Origin of the sequence: Bartonella sp. TT110JLCBS, from assembly GCF_042193405.1 — a bacterium.
Taxonomy (GTDB): domain Bacteria; phylum Pseudomonadota; class Alphaproteobacteria; order Rhizobiales; family Rhizobiaceae; genus Bartonella.
This window is the reverse complement of the sequence record NZ_JBHILT010000001.1, coordinates 67,504-84,625: the sequence shown is the minus strand read 5'-3', so window position 1 is coordinate 84,625 and position 17,122 is coordinate 67,504. Positions and strand designations below refer to the sequence as shown.

The 17,122-nt window shown below is 36.3% G+C and carries 12 protein-coding genes; 1 reads left to right on the top strand and 11 read right to left on the bottom strand.

Annotated features, from left to right (window positions below):
- Window positions 1-586: 586 nt before the first annotated feature.
- Window positions 587-1,471, top strand: a complete 885-nt coding sequence (locus tag ACFILW_RS00365) for a metallophosphoesterase family protein (protein ID WP_375622269.1) — start codon at window positions 587-589, stop codon at window positions 1,469-1,471.
- 1,422 nt (window positions 1,472-2,893) lie between these two features.
- On the opposite strand, the gene ACFILW_RS00360 is transcribed toward ACFILW_RS00365, so the two are convergent.
- The 11 genes from ACFILW_RS00360 to ACFILW_RS00310 all read right to left on the bottom strand — a co-directional run bounded on the left by ACFILW_RS00360 (window position 2,894) and on the right by ACFILW_RS00310 (window position 17,111).
- Window positions 2,894-3,718, bottom strand: coding sequence for an outer membrane protein (locus ACFILW_RS00360; protein ID WP_375684903.1), 825 nt, complete (start codon window positions 3,716-3,718; stop codon window positions 2,894-2,896).
- 464 nt (window positions 3,719-4,182) lie between these two features.
- Window positions 4,183-7,128: a bifunctional [glutamine synthetase] adenylyltransferase/[glutamine synthetase]-adenylyl-L-tyrosine phosphorylase gene (locus tag ACFILW_RS00355; RefSeq protein ID WP_375684902.1), complete on the bottom strand. Its 2,946-nt coding sequence runs from the start codon at window positions 7,126-7,128 to the stop codon at window positions 4,183-4,185.
- Between the two features lie 77 nt (window positions 7,129-7,205).
- On the bottom strand, window positions 7,206-8,588 hold the full coding sequence (locus ACFILW_RS00350; RefSeq protein WP_375622272.1) for an ATP-binding protein: 1,383 nt from the start codon (window positions 8,586-8,588) through the stop codon (window positions 7,206-7,208).
- Window positions 8,585-9,271 (bottom strand): winged helix-turn-helix domain-containing protein, encoded by a 687-nt coding sequence (locus tag ACFILW_RS00345; RefSeq protein WP_375684901.1) that lies wholly within the window; start codon window positions 9,269-9,271, stop codon window positions 8,585-8,587. Before ACFILW_RS00345 ends, ACFILW_RS00350 begins: the two co-directional genes overlap by 4 nt.
- 72 nt (window positions 9,272-9,343) lie before the next feature.
- A complete protein-coding gene (locus tag ACFILW_RS00340; RefSeq protein ID WP_375611163.1) occupies window positions 9,344-10,855 on the bottom strand; it encodes a Do family serine endopeptidase in 1,512 nt (503 codons plus the stop codon).
- 212 nt (window positions 10,856-11,067) lie between these two features.
- The gene (locus tag ACFILW_RS00335; RefSeq protein ID WP_375622274.1) at window positions 11,068-11,478 is read right to left on the bottom strand and encodes a cytochrome c-type biogenesis protein CcmH; all 411 of its coding nucleotides are present in this window, start codon (window positions 11,476-11,478) and stop codon (window positions 11,068-11,070) included.
- A 1-nt stretch (window position 11,479) separates the two neighbouring features.
- Window positions 11,480-13,459 (bottom strand): heme lyase CcmF/NrfE family subunit, encoded by a 1,980-nt coding sequence (locus ACFILW_RS00330; protein ID WP_375684900.1) that lies wholly within the window; start codon window positions 13,457-13,459, stop codon window positions 11,480-11,482.
- Window positions 13,460-13,466: 7 nt separating this feature from the next.
- The gene (gene ccmE / locus ACFILW_RS00325; RefSeq protein WP_273791548.1) at window positions 13,467-13,946 is read right to left on the bottom strand and encodes a cytochrome c maturation protein CcmE; all 480 of its coding nucleotides are present in this window, start codon (window positions 13,944-13,946) and stop codon (window positions 13,467-13,469) included.
- 77 nt (window positions 13,947-14,023) lie between these two features.
- Window positions 14,024-14,794 carry a tetratricopeptide repeat protein gene (locus tag ACFILW_RS00320; RefSeq protein ID WP_375684899.1) on the bottom strand — a complete coding sequence of 257 codons (771 nt, stop codon included), beginning with the start codon at window positions 14,792-14,794 and terminating at the stop codon, window positions 14,024-14,026.
- A gap of 233 nt (window positions 14,795-15,027) precedes the next feature.
- Window positions 15,028-16,446: an ATP-binding protein gene (locus tag ACFILW_RS00315; RefSeq protein WP_375684898.1), complete on the bottom strand. Its 1,419-nt coding sequence runs from the start codon at window positions 16,444-16,446 to the stop codon at window positions 15,028-15,030.
- Window positions 16,446-17,111 (bottom strand): response regulator transcription factor, encoded by a 666-nt coding sequence (locus ACFILW_RS00310; protein WP_375622278.1) that lies wholly within the window; start codon window positions 17,109-17,111, stop codon window positions 16,446-16,448. The genes ACFILW_RS00315 and ACFILW_RS00310 overlap by 1 nt, the downstream gene beginning before the upstream one ends.
- Window positions 17,112-17,122: the final 11 nt, after the last annotated feature.

The window sequence follows — 17,122 nt, the reverse complement described above, 5'->3', positions numbered from 1 at the left end:
ATCTGAAATTTCGTATAATAGTTTTTAAAATTCAGCTTATTCTTTTATGTATTTACTTGTCTTTATAATTATACAACAAATTGATTTATAATTAAAAATACAGTATAATTCTCCTTATTTTAAATATCCTCATATTAAAACAATAAAAAACATTCTCTTGTGTGTTATTAGAAGAGATGCTGTATGGATAGAAACCATTGAAGAAAGAGTGAAATACCTCTTATGAATCCTCTTAAAGCAAAGCAAGGATTTTTACAAAATTGGGGGGAATAGTATGATGGTTTTTATTTGTGCTAGCGTAGAGGTGGTAGTGTACAGTAAGCCCTCTATATACTTCACAGAAGCTTTCCATTATAATATCGAGTACCGTCGTGAAATTAGCTCAGAAGCATTGAGAAATGTCTTTTTTATAAATATGTAAATGTACAACACAATGATATTCTATTGGGGATATTCTATTTGGAACATTCCGCTTGAGGCGTTCTATTTTGCAAGCTAATTTTCATTTTACAATCTTTCTTGCCTTTAAGCACTAACTTATCTTATGTTTATTCTTTAAATCGTTTTTAATACTCTACGAGCTTTTATGTTTTATCTTGCCCATATATCGGATGTACATCTTTCCCCTCTCCCGCAACCTTCCCTTTTTGAACTTTCTGGAAAGCGTCTTACCGGTTATCTGAACTGGCAAAAAAAACGTAAGAGTCAGATGGCAACAGATGTCCTAGAAACTTTACTAGATGCCTTGAACAAAACAAAACCCGATCACCTTGTGATCTCTGGTGATCTTGTCAATCTTGCTCTCGATAAGGAATTTGAACAAGCGCATCGTTGGTTACTTACATTAGGACACCCCCAAGATATTTCTTTGACATTTGGAAATCATGATGCCTATGTCCGCGGAGCTTTACAAAAAGCATGTATCCTCTTTAAACCTTGGATCACAGGTGACAGCCCTCAAAAAAGTGCCTTTCCTTATATGCGCGTTCGCAAAGATGTTGCCATCATAGCAGCTTCTTCAGCCATTGCGACTCTGCCTTTTCAAGCTTCTGGTTATTTTGGTAAAATGCAAGCGCAAACTTTACCGCTCTTTTTAAAGGAAGCAGCACAGCGCAACCTTTTTCGTGTCGTCATGATTCACCACCCTCCCTTTCCCAACGCAACGTCTTGGCATAAAAAACTACGGGATATAAAACGTTTTCTAGACATTATCAAATACCACGGTTGTGAGCTTATTCTTCACGGACATACTCATTTACCCACATTGAATTACATTGAAGGACCAATTAAAAAAATTCCTATTGTTGGTGTTCCTTCCGCATCACAAGCTTTTGGTGATAAAAAACCACCCGCAGGCTTTAACTTATTTTCCATTGAACGCTTACAAAATCAATGGCATTGCCAATTACAACGTTATAGCATTATCAACCCCAAAAACGAGATTGTATGTACTGAAACAATTAATCTTTAAACTCCTTCATAGTTGCCAAAACAACCAAAAACGAAAATATTTTTTTTCATATTCCTTTGGAAATTATAATTCTTATTTCCCTTTTTCTCCTTAAAAGACAAAGTTTCACCTTCTCTGTCAATAAATCAATTTTTCTCAGAGAATTCCATCTGCCGCCCCACTTATGTGACTAGCTTTTTACAAACTTATCGGCTTTCTTCCTTCCCGCCCTAAAGGACGAAAATTCTACCACATCTGATTTATAAATAATTCGGATTCTTGTCTCACGGGTTCCAGCTGCTAATTGCGCATGTGATTTACTTCACAAAGCTCTACACATAAACCCTGCTTTGAATTTCATCATCCACTCCTCCAAAAGCATCTAATGCGTAAAATCCTTATAATATTACAATGATGATATTTTATAGAATAATAGAGAAGCTCACTCAGCTTCTATACCTGAAAATCAATGGCTAAAAAAGCCAAATAATAACTAAAGTATATAATTTCAATAACCAAACCTACTTGTGATTCATAAACAAATGATGTTGATTGATTTATCGTAAATAGATTTGAAATGATCCCTTACTATTTCACTCAACATTTATTATCATATATTAAAAAAGTTATAGATTATATTTCGATAAAAGATATAGGTAATAATGTTTTTTACGTCTCGAAAAATTCCTAATTTTCTATCTTTTTTCCTATAAACAACTTTATAATACTCTTTATAATTATTTTATTACTATAAACTATTATTTATAATATCATATGAAATATCGAATAAAAATTATAATATGAATTTTTATTCGATATTTCGGCTGTAATTTTACGTGCTTTAGAATTTTTTTTGCGATCTTTTTGTTATTAAAAAAGATATTTTATGATAACGCAAAACAGAAAAGTTGATTGTATAAGAGGTCTTTCAAATAAAATGCCATTAGCTTGCAATTCACATGTTGGTTTAAAAAAGCATCTTTAAAGCATCCAAATCCATTTCCCGACGGCACCTATGAATAATGTAATGATAAGTTCATTTAGCAGCACCATCTTTACATTTATGGAAAAGCAAGCTAGGCTAGTATTAAATCTCACACTTTGCCACTCCCCAATGTAGCGACAGCCTTTAGCACTTAAGATGGTTCATAAGAGGCATTTTTATTCCTTCTTTTGTTTTCTATCTCACGGCTCTCCCTCCTTTTGACGTGCAAAAGACGCGGTTTTGATTGGTCGACATGGTATAGGTTTAAAATGAGAAAATCTTATGATACTTGGATCTCTCACTCAACATGACAAAAAATAATTTATTATTTACAAATCAAAGTATTGTTCGAATAAAATAGTAGCTCTTTTGAGTAAACGATATTTTCTAGCACATATCTGAAAAATAAAAGCCTCATTCGAAAATGAGACTTTTGAAGTGTTTAATTCTGCAAAAAATTAAAATTTATAAGCTACACCCACGCGGAAATCGTTTGTCTTGTAGTTCAGTTCAACTTTATCCTGTATGAACTTCTTCTTACCCAAATCTGAATAACGATATTCTGCACGCACAATAATGTTATTAGTCATTGCAAAATCAATACCACCTCCAAAGGTATAACCAACCATTGTCTTTTTTTCATCATGCAACCACTCAGAAAAATCAACTTCTTCATTTTTGCTATCAGCTACTGCCGTAAAAGTATTCCGAAGCTGCGTATAAGCAACCCCTCCGGAAATATAAGGCATCATCCGCTCAATCGGAAAACCAACTTTCACCCGTGTAGCACCAGCCCACTTTTGTTTTAAAGTATTACGTATAGCTTCAATAGGCAACGCTGGAGATTCCTCCTCATGAGAATCTCTTGTGTGATTTGTTCTTTCTAAAGATTTTGATGTTTCTTCCTTTTGATTTTTTGGTAGAGGGATATCCTTCGAATTTTTTTTATTAGACAACATAACATCCGTATCAATACCTATAATAAAACCATTATTGATATCAATATTGAAGCCTGCATAAACGCCCCCGATAAAACCAGAAAGTTTAGGCAAATTCTCTTTTTCAACTGGATTCCATACCCCTGTCTCTTTTTTTAAATAACTTGCAGTCGTTTTGCCTGAAAAGTTTCCAATCTGCCCTCCAAGATAAAATCCTGTCCAAGAAAAAGAAGGCGCTGCAAGAACAGGAACAGGCTGTTCAGGAATAACGCTATCCGCCGCCTGTACGATAGAAATTGAAATTAAAGAAAATATAGATGTTGAGGTTAAATACTTTGTAATCATAATTGCTCCCCTAAAAGCTAATGTGATACATAAATAATGGTCAATCGTTTCACAATTTTTTGAAAAAATCTATAGCAAAAATGACACAGTTAAAAAATTAAAATTAGTTTTAATTAAATAGTATTTAAAAAAATTTAAATATTATTTATAATTTCCAGAAACTATTAATCTATAGTAGCTTTTATAGCTTCATATTAATTATTATTATCTAGAATTAGATAATAATAATATCAATGTTTTGAAAAAAATGAGATAAATCTCATAAAGAATATGATTCACTAAAATAATCACTCAGCGCTTTTTGTATAAAGAATGACACCTAGAATGGAGAATTTTTTCATCACACTTGAAAAACAAGTAGAGAACTTCACTCTAACCCTCTCAAGCGTCTAATGAAATAAAAGACAAAAAATTAATATATAAAAATGGAATTAATAATTTTTATTTATTCTTATAGAATTATTTTAATGCTTCATGATTTTTGTAAAAACTGAACAGACCAATTGCCCAGTTTCTGCAATTAATTTTTCAACACGAAGCAAATCAGGTTCCCCAACACTATTCAACAAAAGGTCACTTAATCCAGGTGGCATGTCATTGGGATCAAGAGAATCATTTAAGCAAAGCCGTATAATTTGACTCAAATTTGTATAAAGACGATAGGCATAATGTAAATCAGCAATACATGACTGATTAAGAAAACTGTTTGGTAAGTGATCTAAAATATCCGCTGTCGTCGCTCCAATTTGAAACTCCATGACATGCGTAATAAGAGAAAATTGAGCAATAAACTCCAAATCCATAATACCACCAGACATCGTTTTTAAATCCCATTGATTTTTTGGCGGCTTTTCCTTTGCAATCAAGGAACGCATTTCACATACTTCTTTTGCAACTTCCTTCTTATCACGAGAAATAGCAATAATTGCACACACTTCATTTTCTAGCTTTTGTAAAAAATCAGGATCTCCTGCAATGCCTCGAGCCCTTGTTAAAGCAAGATATTCCCATATCCATGCTTCTTGGCGATAATACTTTTTAAAAAATGGAAAAGAAACAGCAATAGGCCCTTTATTGCCTAACGGCCGTAACCTTAAATCAACGACATAAAGAACACCTTGGCTTGTAAGAGTGGATAAAGCAGAAACGAGGCGCTGTGCTAAACGCGTATAATATTGAGAGATATAAAGAGGCTTTTCTCCATCAGATATTTCTGCATCATCATCGTGTTCATAAAGCAAAACGAGGTCAACATCGGAATCTGCCGTTAATTCGCGACTTCCAAGCTTCCCCATACCCAATATGCCAACACGCCCACCTTTAATACGACCATGAAGACGAGAAAATTCCTCTTGAACGGTAGCAAATGTTTTTGTAATCATAAGATCAGCAAGCGCAGTAAAAGCAAAACCCGCTCTTTCTCCTGTAATTGTACCGTTTAAAATTCGAATACCAATCAAAAAACGTTGTTCATCTGCAAAAATCCTTAAATGATCAAGAATTTCCTCATAAGAAAGAACATTTTCAAGAAAATATTCAAGCCGTTTTTCTAAATATGTTTTGGTCGGTAATTCTGAAAGAATATTCGGATCTAACATTCCATCAAAAACATGGGATCTGCGTGCAATAATTTCTGCAAGACGTGGAGCAGCACCCATAATAAGGACAAGCATATCCAAAAGAGAGGGATTAGACTGCAAAAGACTAAAAAGCTGAATTCCTGAAGGTAAGCCCTGTAAAAAACCATCAAAACGCAACATCGCCTCATCAGCTCGTTTTGTCCCACCAAAAGCTTTCAAAAGAGCTGGTGTTAATTCCGTTAATCTCTCGCGTGCTTCGGCTGATTGCGTTGCTTTATAACGACCAAAATGGAGCGTGCGCATAATACGACAAATATCACTTGCTCTTTCGAAGCCTAAACGGCTTAACGTTATTAATGTCTCCGGATCATCTTCTTCACCGGTAAAAACTAAATTACCAATTTCTAAACCAAGTTCTTGCTCATTCTCAAACAGTGCAGCATAATGTTTTTCAACAACCTGAAGTGTTTTTAATAAATCACGGATAAAACTGCTCCTGTCTTGATAACCCATTAAATAGGCAACACTCGTGAATTGAGCTGTATCATTTGGAAGAAGATGTGTTTGTTCATCGAAAAGCATTTGAATACGATGTTCCACATTTCGAAGAAATGCATAACTTTTTATAAGGCTATTTCTCGTTTTCTCACTGATCCAACCAAGCGTGTGAAGTTCTGCTAACATTGCAACTGTCTGACGTCCACGTAATTGAGGAAAACGTCCACCAGCAATGAGCTGCTGTGTCTGAACAAAAAACTCAATCTCACGAATACCACCACGACCTAACTTTATATTATGCCCATAAGCTGCAATTTGACCGTAATTTTTATGCGCATGAATTTGACGTTTGATCGAATGAATATCAGCAATAGCAGCATAATCTAAATATTTCCGCCACACATAGGGAAAAAGCTCTTTGAGAAAGTTAAAACCTGCCCTCTTATCACCAGCAACTGGACGTGCTTTAATCATGGCTGCTCGTTCCCAATTTTGCCCACGCCCTTCGTAATAACGCAATGCAGTCCTTACTGGTAAGGCCAAAGGGGTTGAACCTGGATCTGGACGAAGACGAAAATCAAGACGAAAAACATATCCTTCCGCAGTGCGTTCTTGAATGATACGGATTAATCGGCGTACCATTTTAGAAAATACGTCAACACTTTCAGAAAGATTACCAATATGAGGTGATGTTTCATCAATGAAAACAATAAGATCAATATCAGAAGAATAATTAAGTTCCCCTGCTCCTAACTTTCCCATCCCTAAAATAATTAAACCACAGTCTTTTTCTGGATTCTCACGGCTTAATAAATTGATCTTACCATGATCATGCGCTTCTCTTAATAGAAAACGTAGTGCTACACTTAATGCTGCTTCGCCCAAACGTGTCAACCAAGCACATGAAACTTCGTAAGTAAAAACACCACCCAAATCAGCTAAAGCAATAAGAACATGCGCTTCTCGTTTTTTGCGCCTTAAAGCAGCCATCAATGAAGTTTCATTTATAGCTTCATCTTTATCAATAGCTGTAATATCATCTATAATTTCGCTCAGCCTTGTTTCTATATCAACATTTAATAAAGCACTAAGATATGATGGGTTGGCAATTAAAACCTCACGCAAAAAAGGAGATAAGGTCATAACCGAACTGATAAAATCAATCTGCGTTCCACTCTCTGAAATGATGGAAACAAGCGATTCTAAACCTTCTTTCCTTGCTTGTTCTTCCATGTCTTTTAACCATTGGGAACCACTTTTATCGAGAGGACATAAAGGGAGAAGCTGTGTTTTTAAAAAAGCTTGTTTCGTCTCTGCTCCCTTGAAAAGCATTTTGCCTTCCTTTCTATTGCTTTATACTTTTAAAATAGTTGTTACGTATGAAAAGAGAAAAGTGAAGAAAAATATCTTTAAGGAAATAACAAAATAGCCCTAAGCCCTGGATTTGCATTTTCAAGTAACAATTCACCCCCGTGAAGCTTCATAACCGCTTTTGCTATACTTAAACCAATCCCAAACCCAGGTTGTGTGCGACTTTCTTCAAGACGAACAAATCGTTCTGTCACTTTTTCACGTTTATCCTCTGCTATTCCTGGTCCATTATCGCTTACAACAACTAATAAATGTTCATCACGATATTCCATTGATAAGCAAACCTCTGCTTTCCTTTCACCTTTAGAGGCATATTTAATGGCATTATCTATAAGATTAAAAATTGATTGTGCAATAAGCTCACGATTCAACTTAAGCTCTTTATCAAATATATTCCCCAACCGAAGTAAAACACCTGACTCTTCAGCAAAAGGTTCGTAAATCTCAACAGCATCCTCAAGGATCAGTTTCATATTCATCATTTCAAGATGCTCAATTGCACTGCTGGCCTCAATACGTGAAATCATTAAAATCGCATTAAACGTACAAATAAGTTGATCTGATTCTGCAATAACCCTATCAAGGACCTGACGATACTCAAGCTTTGTCTTATTTCCTGAAAGCGCCTCTTCAGCGCGATTTCTAAGACGCGTTAACGGTGTTTTCAGATCATGAGCAATATTATCTGATACTTGACGTAAACCAATATTTAACTCTTCAATGCGGTCTAACATAACATTAAGATTGGTTGACAATCGATCAAACTCATCCCCTACTCCAGAAACAGGTAAACGCCCACTGAAGTCACCATCCATCAAGCGCTGTGATGCAGCCGTTACATGATCAATCCTTTGTAAAGCTCTCCTGCCAACAAAAAACCATATGAGTAAAGCGCCTCCAACCATTGCGGCAAGTGCAATGATCACAGCTTTACGAATAACCACTGCAAAACGTTCTGGCTCATCCAAATCACGTCCTATAAGAATCTTCATAGCATTAGGCAAATCAACAATAACCGCCAAAGCGCGATGTTCACTTGTTTTGCCATGTTCTCCAAAACGGGAATACAAAAAAGAGGTAGAAATAAAACCACTCTGATTCAAAAGACCTAATTCAATACGTGCTACATTTCCTGCTAAAATACGCCCCATAGAATCTGTAACAAGATAAAGAAATGCTCCTGGTTGTCTTGAACGATAATCAATAGTGCGCATTAATAAGGATAATCCCCCATAATTATAAGCATTTTCAATATACTTTAATTCTTCATGTAAAGCCTGTTCAGTTTGCTCTGTTAACAATGAAGCAGAAAATGCCGTCATATAAATAGAAAGTCCTGTTGCCACCAATCCAAACAATAAAATGTAAAGTGCTGAAAGCCTTAGCGCCGTCGTGCGCATTATATTAATCAAACGATTCATGCTTTGTTATCTGGTACTTTCAGCATATATCCAGCTCCACGCACTGTATGGAGAAGAGGGACATCAAAATCTTTTTCAATTTTGGCTCTCAAACGAGAGATATGAACATCAATGACATTTGTTTGTGGATCAAAATGGTAATTCCAAACATTTTCCAAAAGCATAGTGCGTGTAACAACCTGCCCCGCATAACGCATCAAATATTCAAGTAAACGAAACTCTCGTGGTTGCAATAGAATGTTTCTATCACCTCGTTTTACCGTATGTGCTAACCGATCAAGCTCAAGATTACCTACACAGTAAACAGTTTCTGCTTCTTTAGGATTTTTCCGCCGTTGTAAAACTTCAACACGCGCAAGAAGTTCAGAAAAAGCATAAGGCTTTGTCAAATAATCATCTCCCCCTGCACGCAGCCCCGTTACACGATCATTAACTTGCCCTAAAGCAGACAGAATAAGAACCGGTGTTTCATTGCCTTTAGCGCGCAATTCAGCAATAATAGAAAGACCATCACGATGCAAAAGCATTCGGTCAACAACCATAACGTCATAATTTTCCGTGATTGCTAAAGCGTATCCCGTATCTCCATCATAAGCAACATCAACAGAATGCCCTACTTCCAAAAATGCTTTTTCGAGATAATGCCCCGTCTCATGATCATCTTCAATAACGAGTATCTTCATAAAACGTATCTCCATTATTTTATTATGTTGTAGGACAAATGTTTAATAAATATTTGTCCTACAACTAAAGCTTTATTTTTTGAAAATTGGAAGAGCAACAAAACGATTTTGATCATTTGTTCGCACTTGTAAGAGTATAGCCTTTCGTCCTAACTGCTGAGCATTTTTGATTGTGTTAATAATATCAGAGACTCGTTTAACTGGTTTATTATTTACTGTCACAATGATATCACCAGGGCGTATCCCTTTATCTGCAGCATCTGAATCGGTATCGACATCCGTTACGACAACCCCTACACCATCATCAGAAGGCATAACAATCAAACCATAATCTTCCAATGTTTCATCTAAATCACTCTGTCCATTTGAATATTTTGAAGTCTCTTTCTTACTTTCATCTTCAGACATTGAAGCGAGTTTAACCTTTATACTCTCCTCCTTACCTGATCTCCAAATCCCTATGGTTACCATTTCTCCTGGTTTAATATTTGCAATACGTTTCGCCAGCTCACGCGCATCAGCAACTTTTTCATTATTCACTGAAATAATTACATCACCCGCTTTAATACCAGCCTTTTCTGCCGGTCCTTTTAACGGATCAGTAACCAAAGCACCTTTGGCTTCTTTCAATCCTATTGAATCGGAAATCTCCTTTGTTACCGGCTGAATCTGAACACCTAACCAACCACGTTGAACTGAACCTTTTTCAATAAGTTGTTGTACAACCTGTTTTACAGTCGCTGCTGGAATAGCAAAAGCAATCCCAACATTTCCTCCAGAAGGAGAAAAAATTGCTGTATTAACCCCAACAACCTTTCCATTAAGATCAAACGTTGGACCACCAGAGTTTCCTCTATTAACAGCAGCATCAATCTGAATAAAATCATCGTACACACCAGTGCCAATATCACGTCCACGTGCAGAAACAATACCTGCTGTCACAGTTCCACCAAGACCAAATGGATTCCCAATAGCAACAACCCAATCCCCAACACGAAGCTTTGAATCATCACCAAAATCAACATAAGAAAATTTTCTTTTATCATTCACTTTTAATACGGCAAGGTCGGTTTTTGGGTCTTTCCCAATGAGCTTTGCGTTCAATTCTGTACCATCATCAAGAACAACAGTATAACTTGTTCCATCAGAAATCACATGATCATTGGTCACAATGTAACCATCAGATGAAATAAAAAAACCCGATCCAAAAGCAACAGGACGGAGTCTCTGCGATTGGTGCGGAAATTTATTTTTAGGTTTATCAAAATCATAAAACTCTTTAAAAAATCTTTTTAAAGGATGCTGATCTGGTAATTGATCAAGCCCTGGACCACTAAAAAAGTTGCTAAAGAACCTATCTTCTTTCTTTTTATTGCTCTTTACTTGTACTGCTACAACGGCTGGTTTCACTTGAGCAACAATATCGGCAAATCCCTGTTGTTGCATTAACGAAGTAAATACAGAACTTGCATGAGCCTTTGTCATCCACAAGCTTGATGTACATCCACTAAAAAACAGTGCACTTTCCAATATCGCAGAAAAACTCACTGCGACAAATGTTTTAAAGAAAGCCTTTTTAACCATTTATTCTATGCTCCTATTCAATCATACCTTTATTTCAATTCCGATCACTTATAAAATATCAGACCTTACCGTTTTCTGTCTAAATTATTAAAGTTTTGTAAGGTTTCAGTATTCCCTAATATAATTACAATAAGATTGTATGCTCATTCAGATAATCTGATTTTTTTATGTAACATCTTTTTTAATGCAATGACATTTTTGACTGTTCTTTTTCATTCACATAACGCATGATTATTCCGTTTGAAGTGGAAAAATATGATACTTATACCAATGATAATAATGATCAAAGGCGAGAACCATAAAAACCAAGTTATTTTATTCAATGGTGGTTTCAAGAGAATAAATTCACCATATCGCTCAACAAGAAAGTCAGTAACTTGCTGATTACTATAGCCCATTTTTAGCCTTTCCCGAATTAAAAGCCGTAAATCACGTGCTAAAGCAGCATCTGAATCATCAATTGATTGATTTTGACAAACCGGACAACGTAAATGCGATGAAATATGGCGTGCTCGCGCTTCAAGAATCTTATCCTTTAAAATCTCATCCGGCTCTACTGCTATTGCTAATCGAAAAGGAAACGTTGCAATTAAAAAAAATACAATCCAAAGAATTTTTTTCATCTCAATGTCTTTTCCCAAAATTTAAAGCAAGCACTACCCTATTGTACATGCCAATGCGAAACCAATACCCCAAAAGAGAAAGACATCCTCCCATAGCCATCATGAATGCCCCTAACCAAATACATATTACATAAGGCTTCCACCATATGTGCACAACAAGACCCCGATTATCGATCCGTCCCGGCACAATATAGAGCTGCGATAAGCCATGATTTTTCAGACCAACTTCTGTTGTTGATGTATTTTGACTTGAATAAAATCGCTTTGAGGCTGTTACATGACCCACAATGTTTTTATTTTCATATATTTTAAAATAAAACTCCATTGTCGAATAATTCGAACCAACACCATCATACACTGCATCAAAATGAAGCATTTTATCCGCTATCGTCACCCTATCCCCTACGTTCATGATTAAAATACGTTCTTGCCCAAAACTTGCCACACAAACAATACCAAATAATGTAACGCCTAATCCCATATGTGCTATTGCTGCACCAAAAGTAGACCATGGCAATCCAAGAAATCTCTTAACGCGTACTGAAAAATCTCTCTTGCCATATCCACTCTTTCCCCATAGATCCACTAAACTGCCTAAAAAAACAAACGCTGAAAGCCCAATCCCTAAAACTGCAAAAATATCACGCACAGATGCCGCATAGAATATTATAAAACAGACGATACCAACGAATACAAAAACAAACCACAACCGTTCAAAAACTGCAAGAAAATCACCGCGTTTCCATGCCATCATTGTCCCAAACGGAACAAACAACAACAGCAAAAGCATTAGTGGTCCACAGGTCAGGTTAAAAAAAGCAGCCCCTACAGAAATTTTTTGCCCAGTTAATATCTCAATAAAATAAGGATAAAGCGTACCAATCAATACTGTTGCTGTTATTGTTGTAAGTAACAAATTATTTAAAACAATAAACCCTTCACGTGAAATTGGTTGAAAAAATCTTTCTGTTTTTAAAATAGGGGTGCGCAAAGCAAAAAGAAAAAAAGCCGCTCCTGTAAAAAAAAAGAAAAGCGCAAGCATTGCTTGCCCCCGTGCTGGATCAACAGCAAAACTATGAACAGAAACTAAAAGCCCAGAACGCACAAGAAAAGTTCCCATCAGAGAAAGAGAAAAAGTAAGCAGCGCTAAAAACAGAGTCCAACTTTTCAATATTTCTCGTTTTTCGAGAACAAGAGCAGAATGTAAAAGAGCCGTTCCTGAAAGCCAAGGCATAAACGAAACATTTTCAACAGGATCCCAAAACCAATAACCGCCCCATCCTAGCTCATAATAAGCCCAATAGGAGCCAACCATAATACCCAATGTCAAAAAACACCAAGCAAGTAAAAGCCACGGACGAATCCCACGTGCCCAAATTCTATCAACATGTCCCATAATCAATGCCGCAACGGCAAAAGAAAAACAAAGTGAAAAACCGACATAACCTAAATAAAGTAGCGGTGGATGAATTGCTAATGCGATATCTTGTAAAAGAGGATTGAGACCATTTCCCTGCAATGCTGGTGGATTTATACGTAAAAATGGATTGGATACAAAAAGAATAAATAAAAGAAAAGCAGTTGTAATCCAACTTTGGCAAATTAAAACAAGCGTCTTAAAATCTTCTGGCAAATGTTGGCTAAAAAAAGCCATCAATGCGCTAAAAAAAGCAAGACTTAAAACCCATAACAACATAGAGCCTTCGTGGTTGCCCCAAACACCTGTAATTTTATAGAGCATCGGTTTTTCTGAATGAGAATTCTCAACAACGTTCAAAACAGAAAAATCAGATACGACATAAGCATAAATTATCACTAAAAAAGATAAAAGTAGTAATGTAAAAGTAATATATGTTAGAGGAACAGCTGTTTGCATTAACAAACGCTCTCTCCACCAAAAACCTAAAGCAGGTAAAAACGCCCCTAATAAGCTTACTGAAAATGCTGCAGCTAAAAAAATATGACCCAGTTCGACAAGCACAATCGAATTATTTCTCCATAATGTAATGTTTTTTCAAACGATCAGCTGTTTCTTTAGGCATATAAGTTTCATCATGTTTTGCTAAAATACGCATCCCTATAAAAAAGCCCTGTTTATCGAAATGCCCTTCTACAATCACCCCCTGACCTTCACGAAAAAGATCCGGTAAGGCACCATTGAAAACCACTTTTTCATGTTTTTTGTTATCCGTTACAAAAAAAATAACGCCTCTCTCTCCAACATATTGAACGGTTCCCTTTTCAACAAAGCCACCCAAACGCAAAGGGCGCTCCGTTAAAATATCTTCTCTTGTAATTTCAGAGGGCATTCTAAAAAAACTGACCGCATGACGCATTGCATACACTATGAGACTTGCTGCAATTGTCATAACCAAACAACATAATAATATGATCAGTAAGCGCCTTTTTTTTCGCTGCTCTAAAATAACCTTCCATGAGGCAGAACTCTTTAAAGATTGACTGTTCATAGACACTCTGCGAAAAAAGTTTAAATGCGTTATAATTAAGTATCAATATTTTATTTTTTAAGAGCTTTGCACATCTTCTACATAGGTGCAAGATTTCTTTTCTCTGTATGCTCACGCGATAAATCACGTAACTGAATCATCATTTTTTTAACACGTGATTGTCCTGAAAAATTTTCAGGCATTGTATCAAGAAAGCTTTGTAAAAATTGCACTGCCTGCGCAGTTTTTCCTGCTTGATGCAATGCATCGGCCAACAACAAACGTGGATAAAAATCTGTTGGGGCTAAATCTGCTGCTTTTTGAAAGGCATTTTGCGCTTCTTGCGTTATCACCCCCCCTTCATAACCAACCAATGCTAAACCGTATCCGACAAGCCTTGGAGCTGTTTCGCCATTCAAACGAAGTGCATCTAAATAAGTATTCACAGCTTCTTGAAAAAGGCTTTCTTCGAGATACCCTACCGCTAACGCATCTGCTAGCTTGCCATCATGAGGTGCACGGAAAAAAAGCACTTGTAAACGAATAAGCTTTTCTTGCTTACTGAGAGTTTTAGGATCCTTATCCATTAATTCGCTAAAAAAATAACTTTTCACTTCTGGATTGCCTGTCAGCCCATAAATACTCCATGTCATAAGGAGAACAAACAAGATACTTAAAGCCTTAAGAATATTTCTTTTTTTATAATTCATATAAAGCTTGTTAAACTCAATCATACGCTTATGGCTTCTATAACCATCTACGGTTTCAACTTTCCATTCTTTCTTTATCTCATCGTCAAAACGTAGTGAAAGAAAAAGAATACTTGCCAGAAAAGTCAGAAAAAATGCTGCAAAAATTAATAAGAGCATATCGTTTTTTTCCAATACGAACAGAGAATAACTCGCTTACATTTTATCCTCTTCATAAGAAGAGTGATGTGAATTAATAAAAATTCATTTTTTCATGGAGAATATTATAAATATCTATCATATATATCAATTAAGCAAAGAAACTAAAAACAATGTTTCCCTACTCTTTATGTATTGTCTAAAATACTGCTTTATAAACTTTATAGACATTTCTTGCTTAAGAAGAAAATATGTTATTCTCCCATCTTAGGTAACAAAACTTTTGCATACAATCCACCCAAATCAGAACGGGATAAAAAGAGATTGCCACCATATTCACTGACCATATCTGAAACAATTGCTAACCCTAAGCCTGATCCTAGTTTACTCTCATTAAACCGCCACCCTCTTTTTAATGCTTCATCAATTTTGTCTTCTGTTAAACCAGGACCATCATCTTCTACAAAGATACTAAAATATTCTTTTTCTTCAACATTTTCTTCTAAACAACAAGAGATCAAAACCTTTGCGCGAGACCACTGAGTAGCATTTTCAATCAAATTCCCTACAATTTCTTCTAAATCTTCCTTCTCTCCAGAAAAAACAATATCATCAACATCCATAATAAATTGAATTTGTTTTTCAGGATTAAGCTTTTTCATAACCCGCACCAAACGTTCAAGCACACTGCGAACAGACGTATGATAGACAACACTATCGCATTGTGCTGCAATCCGCGCACGCTGAAGATAATGATTGATTTGAGCTTGCATTATTTGCGTTTGCTCTCTCAACAAACTAGCCTTTTCTCCGCGCATCTTATCTGTCTCATTCATAATCACGGATAGAGGCGTCTTCAATGAATGCGCGAGATTACCAACTTGTGTGCGAAATCGCTCAATAATACGCTGATTATTATTAATGAGAGCATTCATCTCTTGTACAAGCGGCATCACTTCGCTTACTAAATCCGTATTCACATAATGAACTCTTCCTTCGCGAATATCATTCAATGCGCGTCGAATAAGCTTCAACGGTTGAAAACTAAAGAAAATAATAGCAATATTAATAAGAACGCTCCCGACACCGAAACTCCAAAGAAAAATTTGCAAAGTTCGTTTAAATTCCTTTACTTGGGCATAAGCTTCATCGATATTCCCAACAAGCCGAAAACGTGCAATATGATTTTTATTATCAAGAACAACATCACTCTCAATCACTTGTAGCTTTTGACCATTGTTCCCCGTTATCCGATAAGAGCGAAAGAATTTATTGTCAAAAGGTATATCAACATCACTTGGTGTAAATATCTCGCCTGTTCCCAATGAGGGGGATGTCAATCTTCCTTTTAAATTATGGGATATCGCAACAACTTCCCAATACCATCCTGTTGTTGGATCAGAATAACGAATATCATCAATCCCAGCCCCTCCTATCAAAGTACCTTCCGATGACACCGTCACTGTTGCAATAAGACTGTAGAGTTGAGCAGAAAGGATACGCTCTAGGCTTTGTTCAGTTGAACGCTTATAAAATAAAATACTTACTGCAGAAATCGATAAAAGAGAAATAACAACCCATAATGTTGATAAGATCATAACACGTAAACTGAGAGATCGAGTAATGACAAAAAAGAACTTCCTATACCAATTATTCTCTTCAAAAACATTCATTAATCACCTCGCGTTCTCACGCGATATCCCATTCCTCGAATAGTTTCAATCAAATCCACTCCAAGCTTTTTCCGTAACCGACCTACAAAGACTTCCACTGTATTCGAGTCCTTATCAAAATCCTGATCATAAAGATGTTCAGTAAGCTCTGTTCTTGAAATGATCCTGTCACAATGATGCATGAGATACGAAAGCAGTCTGAATTCATAAGATGTTAGTTTAATCAATTGACCATCCACAAAAACACGAGACGTCTTTGTATCCAACAAAACATTTCCGCAACATAATGCACTTGTCGCATGTCCAGTAGTGCGACGAATTAATGCGCGCAAGCGCGCCATCACTTCCTCCAAATGAAATGGCTTCACAACATAATCGTCAGCCCCAGCATCAATACCGTGCACCTTATCAGACCAACGGTCTCGCGCCGTTAGCATTAAAACAGGCATGGAGAGCCCTTCTTGACGCCACTTTTCAACAACACGAATACCATCAATATACGGCAGTCCTATATCAAGTATCACCGCGTCATAAGACTCTGTGCTCCCTAAAAAATAAGCCTCTTCACCATCGAAAGCACTATCGGAAACATATCCTGCACGTCTTACAGCTTCTGCTAATTGATGGTGAAGATTCCGATCATCTTCAACGATTAAGATACGCATCACAACACCAT

Excerpts from the sequence above, each read along its gene's own strand:
- ACFILW_RS00365 (WP_375622269.1), top strand. The coding sequence starts at position 587 with ATGTTTTATCTTGCCCATATATCGGATGTACATCTTTCCCCTCTCCCG.
- ACFILW_RS00360 (WP_375684903.1), bottom strand. The coding sequence starts at position 3,718 with ATGATTACAAAGTATTTAACCTCAACATCTATATTTTCTTTAATTTCA.
- ACFILW_RS00355 (WP_375684902.1), bottom strand. The coding sequence starts at position 7,128 with ATGCTTTTCAAGGGAGCAGAGACGAAACAAGCTTTTTTAAAAACACAG.
- ACFILW_RS00350 (WP_375622272.1), bottom strand. The coding sequence starts at position 8,588 with ATGAATCGTTTGATTAATATAATGCGCACGACGGCGCTAAGGCTTTCA.
- ACFILW_RS00345 (WP_375684901.1), bottom strand. The coding sequence starts at position 9,271 with ATGAAGATACTCGTTATTGAAGATGATCATGAGACGGGGCATTATCTC.
- ACFILW_RS00340 (WP_375611163.1), bottom strand. The coding sequence starts at position 10,855 with ATGGTTAAAAAGGCTTTCTTTAAAACATTTGTCGCAGTGAGTTTTTCT.
- ACFILW_RS00335 (WP_375622274.1), bottom strand. The coding sequence starts at position 11,478 with ATGAAAAAAATTCTTTGGATTGTATTTTTTTTAATTGCAACGTTTCCT.
- ccmE (WP_273791548.1), bottom strand. The coding sequence starts at position 13,946 with ATGAACAGTCAATCTTTAAAGAGTTCTGCCTCATGGAAGGTTATTTTA.
- ACFILW_RS00320 (WP_375684899.1), bottom strand. The coding sequence starts at position 14,794 with ATGCTCTTATTAATTTTTGCAGCATTTTTTCTGACTTTTCTGGCAAGT.
- ACFILW_RS00315 (WP_375684898.1), bottom strand. The coding sequence starts at position 16,446 with ATGAATGTTTTTGAAGAGAATAATTGGTATAGGAAGTTCTTTTTTGTC.
- ACFILW_RS00310 (WP_375622278.1), bottom strand. The coding sequence starts at position 17,111 with ATGCGTATCTTAATCGTTGAAGATGATCGGAATCTTCACCATCAATTA.